This window comes from Streptomyces sp. CT34 (genome assembly GCF_000805335.1).
Lineage (GTDB): Bacteria > Actinomycetota > Actinomycetes > Streptomycetales > Streptomycetaceae > Streptomyces.
The window spans coordinates 4646005-4654102 of the sequence record NZ_KN708638.1 but is presented as its reverse complement, the minus strand read 5'-3'; the positions used below and the strand labels follow the sequence as shown (position 1 = coordinate 4654102).

7 protein-coding genes are annotated in these 8098 nt (G+C 73.3%); 3 read left to right on the top strand and 4 right to left on the bottom strand.

Annotated features, from left to right (window positions below):
* Positions 1 to 1035 (top strand): SAM-dependent methyltransferase (locus tag RZ84_RS20375; RefSeq protein WP_241777781.1); only part of this gene is annotated, 1035 nt, incomplete at its 5' end.
* Between the two features lie 78 nt (positions 1036 to 1113).
* Positions 1114 to 2256: an NADH-quinone oxidoreductase subunit D gene (locus RZ84_RS20370; protein WP_043265497.1), complete on the top strand. Its 1143-nt coding sequence runs from the start codon at positions 1114 to 1116 to the stop codon at positions 2254 to 2256.
* Positions 2257 to 2387: 131 nt separating this feature from the next.
* On the opposite strand, the gene RZ84_RS20365 is transcribed toward RZ84_RS20370, so the two are convergent.
* The 4 genes from RZ84_RS20365 to RZ84_RS20350 form a co-directional block, all read right to left on the bottom strand.
* Positions 2388 to 3788 carry a hypothetical protein gene (locus tag RZ84_RS20365; RefSeq protein WP_043265496.1) on the bottom strand — a complete coding sequence of 467 codons (1401 nt, stop codon included), beginning with the start codon at positions 3786 to 3788 and terminating at the stop codon, positions 2388 to 2390.
* Between the two features lie 64 nt (positions 3789 to 3852).
* The gene (locus tag RZ84_RS20360; RefSeq protein ID WP_043265495.1) at positions 3853 to 4818 is read right to left on the bottom strand and encodes an ABC transporter substrate-binding protein; all 966 of its coding nucleotides are present in this window, start codon (positions 4816 to 4818) and stop codon (positions 3853 to 3855) included.
* Between the two features lie 246 nt (positions 4819 to 5064).
* The gene (locus RZ84_RS20355) at positions 5065 to 5883 is read right to left on the bottom strand and encodes an ABC transporter permease (RefSeq protein WP_052230049.1); all 819 of its coding nucleotides are present in this window, start codon (positions 5881 to 5883) and stop codon (positions 5065 to 5067) included.
* A gap of 3 nt (positions 5884 to 5886) precedes the next feature.
* Positions 5887 to 6618, bottom strand: coding sequence for an ABC transporter permease (locus RZ84_RS20350; RefSeq protein WP_043270378.1), 732 nt, complete (start codon positions 6616 to 6618; stop codon positions 5887 to 5889).
* A gap of 223 nt (positions 6619 to 6841) precedes the next feature.
* Between RZ84_RS20350 and RZ84_RS20345 the strand changes: the two genes are divergently transcribed.
* Positions 6842 to 8038 (top strand): ABC transporter ATP-binding protein, encoded by a 1197-nt coding sequence (locus RZ84_RS20345; protein ID WP_043265494.1) that lies wholly within the window; start codon positions 6842 to 6844, stop codon positions 8036 to 8038.
* Positions 8039 to 8098 lie beyond the last annotated feature (60 nt).

The window sequence follows — 8098 nt, the reverse complement described above, 5'->3', positions numbered from 1 at the left end:
CCGGCCGCCGGCGGCTGGCGCGGCTGGCGGGAGGCGACCGAGCAGGCGCTCTACGGCCCCGGCGGCTTCTACACCCGGCCCGGCGGCCCCGGTCCCGCGGGCCATTTCCGTACCTCCGTCCACGCCTCCCCGCTGTACGCCGGCGCCGTCGCCACGCTCCTTCGCCGCGTCGATGCCGCGCTCGGGCGGCCGGACGAGCTGGCGCTGGTCGATGTGGGCGCGGGCCGCGGCGAGTTGCTGAGCGGGGTGCTGGGCGTGCTGCCCGAGGAGGTGGGCGGGCGGCTGCGCCCGTACGCCGTCGAGCGCGCCGCCCGTCCCGAGGGCCTGGATCCGCGGATCGAGTGGTGTGCCGAGTTGCCGGCGCCGGGCTCGCTCACCGGTCTGCTGTTCGCCAACGAATGGCTCGACAACGTGCCGGTGGACGTCGTCGAGACCGATGCGGACGGCGTTCCGCGCCGGGTCCTGGTACGGGCGGACGGTACGGAGCGGCTCGGCGAGCCGGTCGCCGGACCGGACGCGGAATGGCTCGCCCGCTGGTGGCCGGAGGCCGCGCCGCAGGCCGCCGCCACCGGCCCCTCACCCGGGCTGCGCGCCGAGATCGGCCGCCCCCGGGACGCCGCGTGGGCGCGCGCCGTCCGTACGCTCCGCGCCGGGCTCGCGGTCGCCGTGGACTATGCGCACCGGCGCGCCGACCGGCCGCTCTTCGGCACCCTCGCCGGCTTCCGCGAGGGCCGCGAGGTGCGCCCCGTCCCGGACGGCAGCTGCGACATCACCGCGCATGTCGCGCTGGACGCCTGTGCCGGACCGGGTGCCGAGCAGCTGACCCAGCGGGCCGCCCTGCACGCCCTGGGCGTGTCCGGCCGGCGTCCGCCGCTGTCCCTGGCCACCACCGATCCCGCCGGGTACGTACGGGCCCTCGGCGCGGCCGGTGCCGCCGCGGAGCTGACCGATCCGGCGGGGCTGGGCGGCTTCGGCTGGCTCCTGGAGCCGGTCGGTGCGGCCTGCGCCGGGCTGCTCACCAGGGGCGTCGCCTGACGTTGCGTGCCCCTGGGGGCGGCCGGTCCCATCCCCCTCAGCCGCCGTACCGCGCCCGTGCCCTGCGACACTGTCCCCATGACGGAGACGACGGTCGGCATCGGCGGCGCGGCGGAGAGCACCGACATGGTGCTGAACATCGGCCCGCAGCACCCCTCCACGCACGGCGTGCTGCGGCTGCGCCTCGTCCTGGACGGCGAGCGCATCCAGCACGCCGAGCCGGTGATCGGCTATATGCACCGCGGCGCCGAGAAGCTCTTCGAGGCGCGCGACTACCGCCAGATCATCATGCTCGCCAACCGCCACGACTGGCTGTCGGCGTTCTCCAACGAGCTGGGTGTGGTCCTCGGGGTCGAGCGGATGCTCGGTATGGAGGTGCCGGAGCGCGCCGTCTGGACGCGCACGCTGCTCGCCGAGCTGAACCGCGTCCTGAACCACCTGATGTTCCTCGGCTCGTATCCCCTGGAGCTGGGCGGCATCACCCCGGTGTTCTACGCCTTCCGGGAGCGCGAGGAGTTGCAGACCGTCATGGAGGAGATCTCCGGCGGCCGGATGCACTACATGTTCAACCGCGTCGGCGGCCTCAAGGAGGACCTGCCGGCCGGCTGGCTCGGCCGCGCCCGGCAGGCCGTCGCCGACGTCCGCTCCCGTATGGACGTCTTCGACAACCTGGTCCTGGGCAACGAGATCTTCCGCGGCCGTACCCGCGGCATCGGCGTGCTGGCCCGCGAGACGGTGCACGCGTACGGCGTCTCCGGGCCGATCGCCCGTGCATCGGGCGTCGATTTCGACCTGCGGCGCGACGAGCCGTATCTCGCGTACGGCGATCTCGGGTCCACGCTCAAGGTGGTCACCAGACAGGAGGGCGACTGCCTGGCCCGCTTCGAGTGCCTGCTGGAGCAGACCCACAACTCCCTCGACCTCGCCGACGCCTGCCTGGACCGCATCGCGGAGCTGCCACCCGGCCCGATCAACCAGCGGCTCCCCAAGGTCCTCAAGGCCCCGGAGGGCACGACCTACGCCTGGACCGAGAACCCGCTCGGCATCAACGGCTACTACCTGGTCTCCAAGGGCGAGAAGACCCCGTACCGCCTCAAGCTCCGCTCCGCGTCGTACAACAACATCCAGGCGCTGACGGAGCTGCTGCCGGGCACCCTGGTCGCCGACATGGTCGCCATCCTGGGGTCGCTGTTCTTCGTGGTCGGGGACATCGACAAGTAGGCGTCCGGCCGGCGCGGTTGGCCCGTGCCGGCCGGCCGCGGTCGGCGAACACTTCGGGGCCGTCCACAGGCTGTGGACGGCCCCGAAGTGTGTGCCGCTGTGACGGCGCGCCGGTGCGCCGGTTCCCGCCGTCAGGAGATCGCGGTGCGCAGTTCGGCGAGGTCGAGCTGCTCGGTCTCGTCGTGTGCGGTCAGGTCGATGACCTCGCCGGCGCCATGCGTCGTCGCCCCGTCGGCAGACGCGGCGTCAGCCCCGTCCCCGTCGGCGGGCGGGGCGTCGGCCGTTTCGCCGTCCGTCGCTGCCTCATCGGCCCCGTCGGCGCTGTCCTCCGGACCAGCCGCGTCGCCCGCGTCGCCCGCATCGGCCTCATCCTCGCCATCCGCGGCACCGGCCGTACCCGCCCCCTCCGCGTCCTCCGCAGTGGCCGTGCGGGCCTCGGATCGCGCCGACTGCTCGGCGACCGCCTCGTCGCCGACGACGTCCGCCAGGTCGTCCTCCAGCGGCGCGGTCAGCTGCCGGGGCGAGACGCTCGCGTTGCCGAAGAAGTCGAAGCCGCCCAGGGTGCGGGGCACGGTCGGGCGGGACGGGACGACGGCAGCGGCGGCGGCCGGTACCGGGCGGAGCGCCGGTCCGCCGGGCGTGCCCGTACGGGTGGCCTGCGCGTCGCCCCCCGTACGCTGTGCGACCGCCGCCCCGGGCTTCCCCTGGTCGGCGGCCTCGGGCTTCCCCTGGCCGTTCCCGCCGTCCTGGCCGTCCTTGGCGTGCCGGCCGCCCGCCGCCTTCGCCGGCGCCGGAACCGGGGCCTTCGCCCGGCCCGGCGGCCTGGACTGCGACTGCCGGTTCCGGGCGTCCTCGCGCTGCCGGGCGGCGTTGGTGGCCAGCCGGCACAGTGCGCGGTCCGCCTCCGCGAACGTGGCGGTCCTTCGGGCCCGGGCCCGGTCCGCACCGTCCGGGGACGCGCGCCGGGCCGGGACCAGCCCGCCGCCGGACGCCGCCGGCCCGTCGTCCGCGCCCGTGTCCGCGGCCTCGGCCTCGGCCCGGTCCGCGTCCATGGCACCGTCCGCGGCGTCCGGGGTGCCGGCCCCGATGGCGAGCAGCCGGCGGCCCTCCAGGGCGCTGGCGCGCTCGGTCTCGGCGGTGGCGTAACGGCGCAGCAGCGCGGCGTGTTCGCTGCGGAGCCGGGCCAACTCGGCTCGCTTGGCGCGGAGTTTGGTGTCCAGGGCGGCGCGGATCTCGCGCGACTCCTCGACGTCCGTTTCCAGCTCGGCTATGCGCTCCTCGGTGCGCCACTCGTCGCGCGCCCGGGCACGGGTGAGGTCGGCGACCCGCTTGCCGGCCTTGCGGTCCCAGGTCCGCATGAGTACGGCACCGGTGACCGCGGCAGCCGCGGCACCGGCGGCGAGCACCCGTTGCACGAGGTCGTCGCCGACGAACCACGCGCCCGTGGCGCAGGCAATTGACGCACCGGCGACCGTCGATGGAGGAAGCAGCCGGTGGAGGGGTGGTGAATGGCGGTGGCGTCCTCGTGACATGGCCAGAAACTTACCGTGCGTGCGGGACCTATGGGGCCCCGCATGCCAATCCGTTTCCCGCTGGTTACTTCTTGACCAGCCCCTTGGACTCCAAATATGCCTGCGCTACATCCGCGGGCTTGAGACGCTCGGCATCGACCTTGCGGTTCAAGTTGATCAAGTCCTCGGTCGTCAGCACACCCGTCAGCTTGCCGAGAGCGGACTCGATCTCCTTGCCACCGGCTCTCTTGGCATTCACCACCGGCAGCACATTGTCGGCGTTCTGGAGCTTCTTGTCGTCGTCCAGAAGCACCAGTCCGAAGTTGTCGAGAGTGGCGTCCGTGGTCGTGGTGAGCACCATCTGGTCGGTGCCGTCCTTGACCGCCTGCTTGGCCTGCGTGGTCCCCACGCCCTTGGGGTCGAGGGCCGCGATGTCGATGCCGTAGGTCTTCTCCAGGCCCGGCTTGCAGAACACCCGCGTCTCGCACTCCTCACCCGACGCGAGTTTGATCTTCTGCTGGGATCTGCCGAGGTCGGAGAGGGTCTTCAGCCGGTACTTGGCGGCGAATTCCTTGGTGACCGCGAACGCGTTCTGGTCCGTGGCCCTGCCCGCGGCCAGCACCTTCAGACCGCGCGGCTCGGCGAGAGCCTTGAGCGCGGTCACCGTCTTGCCGATGTCGCTGGACGCGACGGGCTTCGCCTTGGGGCCGTTCTTCTTGGCGTCGAGGAATTCCGCGAGCGTGGAGGCATATTCCGGAACGACATCGATCTGGCCCTTCTCCAGGGCCGGCTCATACAGCTCGCGATTGGCCAGCGTCTGTACGCGTGCGTGGTAACCGGCGTCGTCGAGGATCCTGGAATAGATCTCGGCGAGCACCTTCGACTCGGTGAAACCGGCCGAGCCGACGACGATCTCCCCCTTCCCGCCGCCCTTGCCCCGGCCGCCGCCCTGCTCCTCAAGGCTCTTGCCGCACGCGGCCAGGCCGGCCGCCAGCGCCATCACTGTTCCCGCGACAACCGCGGTACGCGCCGTGCGCGACGTGCTGCTCATGGAATTCACCATTCCGTCCGTTCGAATCCAGTCGGTCGATACATGTCGGTCGGTGCCGGGCCGGCTGCCGGGCCGGCTGCCGGGTTCTGCCTGGCTCGCTGCGACGGCGGGCAACGGGGCGTACGGTGGCCGCCGTTACGGGACGCCGTGGGTGCGGTACGGGCGCCGTGGGACACCGCTACGGGCGCCGTACGGATGCCGCCGCGGCGGGCCGCGACCGCGGCACGGCACACCCGCCGCTCCCCGTCAGGCGGATTTCCGCGCCGCGACCACCTCGCCGCCACCGGCCTGCCGGTCGATGCCTCCGTCACCGTCGGCACCAGCCCCGGCAGCGTCACCACGCCTTGCACCAGGGCCCGTTGGGCCCTCCTCCCCGGAACGCGGGCCCTTCGCCCCGCGCCGCCGCCCCCGCATCGGATCGCAGCCCCGGTCCACCAGCACCAGCGCCCCCTCCACGACCAGCGCGAGCACCGCCACCAGCACCGCCCCGGCGACCACCTGCGCGGTGTCGTAGTTACCGAACCCCGCGGTGATGATGCGGCCCAGCCCGCCACCGCCGGCCAGGGCGGCCAGGGTCGCCGTGGCGACCACCTGGACCGCGGCCGAGCGCAGCCCGGTCATGATCAGCGGGTAGGCGAGCGGTATCTCGACCCGCAGCAGGAGCTGCGGCCCCGACATGCCCATCCCGCGCGCCGCCTCGATCACATCGCGATCCGCCTCCCGCATGCCCAGATAGGCGTTGGTCAGCAGCGGCGGCACCGCGAACAGCACCAGCGCGATGATCGTCGGCCAGTCGCCGTGGGTCCCCAGCGGACTCAGCGTCAGCAGCACCAGGACCGCGAACGTCGGCACCGCGCGCCCCACGTTGGAGAGATTGACCGCCAGCGCCCCGCCCTTGCCGAGGTGTCCCAGCCAGAGCGCCACCGGCAGGGCTATCAGACAGGAGATCAGCAGGCACAGCCCGCTGAGGTGGAGATGCTCGCCGAGGCGGTGCCACACCCCTTTCTCCCCGGCCCAGTTGGCGGCCGTCGTCAGCCACTGCCAGGCGCCCGTGATCGCGTCCATCGCTCACCCCACCGCCTTCGCCGCACCGACCGCACGCCGGAACCGGCCCCCGGCCCGCGCCCGCCCCCGCGTCCACGGCGTCAACAGCCGTTGAAGGCCCATCAGCAGCAGATCGGCCACCAGCGCGAGCAGCACGCACAGCACCGACGCCGTCAGCACCTCGGCCTTGAAGAAGCCCTCCATGCCGCTGGCTATGAGATTGCCCAGCCCGCCGTACCCGACGACCGAGCCGATGGTCGTCATCGCCACCGTCGAGACCGTGGCGATCCGCAGCCCGGCCACCAACGCGGGCAGCGCGAGCGGGAGTTCCACCTCGAACAGCAGCCGCGCGGAGCCGTACCCCATCCCGCGCGCCGCCTCCCGCACCTCGGCGGGGACCGCCTCCAGCCCCGCGAGGATGTTGCGCACCAGGATCGTCAGCGAATACATCACCAGGCCCGTGACGACCACCGCGGGCGAGACGCCGAACACCGGGGTCAGCAGCGCGAACATCGCCAGCGACGGGACCGTGTACAGCACCGTCGTCAGCCCCAGCACCGGGGCCGCGGCGCCCCGCCGGCGCCGGGCCAGCAGCGCCAGTGGAAAGGCGACCAGCAGTCCGATCAGCACGGAGACGACCGTGATGCCGACATGCTGGACCGTGGCGTCCACCAACTCCTGGCTCCGGGTGCGCAGATACTCACCGCAGATCCAGTCGTTCGCCTCCAGGCAGCTCGGCCCACCACCCGGCGCCATGCTCCGCGCACCCGTCAGCACGCCCGCCGCGGCCGTCGCACTCGCCGCTACGTCCACCCGTCGTCACCTCCCCCGCCCTGCTCGCTCACATTTCCGGTGACTGTCTGCGACCCTAACCCCCGGCACTGACAATCGGCCCGGCCCGGTCTCCACTCGCAACACCCCGTTCACGACCGGCCCCGCGCCATCTGTACACAATGGGGCGTCGACACAGGGGGGAACCTTGATCCGCTTCGAGCACGTCACCAAGCGCTACGCCGACGGCACCACGGCCGTCGACGACCTCTCCTTCGAGGTCGCCGCGGGCGAACTCATCACCCTCGTAGGCCCGTCGGGCTGCGGCAAGACCACGACCATGAAGATGGTCAACCGGCTCATCGAGCCCACCGGCGGACGCATCCTCCTCGACGGCGAGGACATCGCCGCCGCCGACCCCGTCGAACTGCGCCGCCGCATCGGCTATGTCATCCAGCAGGTCGGCCTCTTCCCCCACAAGACCGTCCTGGACAACACCGCCACCGTCCCGCACCTCCTCGGCCGCCCCCGCAAGCAGGCCCGTGCCCGCGCCGCCGAACTCCTCGACCTGGTCGGCCTGGACCCGTCGGTGTACGGCGACCGCTACCCCGACCAGCTCTCCGGCGGCCAGCGCCAGCGCGTCGGCGTCGCCCGCGCGCTGGCCGCCGACCCGCCCGTGCTGCTGATGGACGAGCCGTTCGGCGCCGTCGACCCGGTCGTCCGCGAGCACCTCCAGAACGAGTTCCTGCGGCTCCAGTCGACGCTCCACAAGACGGTCCTGTTCGTCACCCACGACATCGAGGAGGCGGTCCGGCTCGGCGACCGCATCGCCGTCTACGGTGCCGGGCGCATCGAGCAGCTGGACACCCCCGCGACCGTCCTGGGCGCCCCGGCCACCCCGTACACCGCGGAGTTCGTCGGCGCCGACCGCGGTCTCAAGCGCCTCTCCGTCACCCCCGTCGAGGCCGCCGACCTCGAAGAGCCGCCGGTGGTCCGCGCGGACGACCCCGCCGACCGGGCCGCCGCACGGCTCGCCGCCGACGACGCCCCCTGGGCGGTCGTCCTGGACGCCGACGACGCCCCGTACGGCTGGGTCCCGGCCGCGGCCCTCACCGGCACCGCCGGGGAGCCCGCCCCGAAGGACGCGACCGTCCGCACACACGCCCACCGGATGGACGCCTGGCTGCCGCTCGGGGCGCCGCTGCGGCAGGCGCTCAGCACGATGCTCCAGCACGACGCCGGGTGGATAGCGGTCCGCGACGGCGACCGTCACCTGGGCGTCCTCACCCCCGCCCGGCTGCACTCCGCCCTGCGCCGCGCCACCACCGCGGACGCCGCCGGCACCCCGCGCGGCGAGGTCGCCCTCGAAACGGTCCCGGCAGCCGGCACGGTCCCGGGGACCTGATCCGGGACTCCGGGGCCCGATCCAGGGCTCCGCCGCCGCGCCGCGGCGATCCGCCCGGCG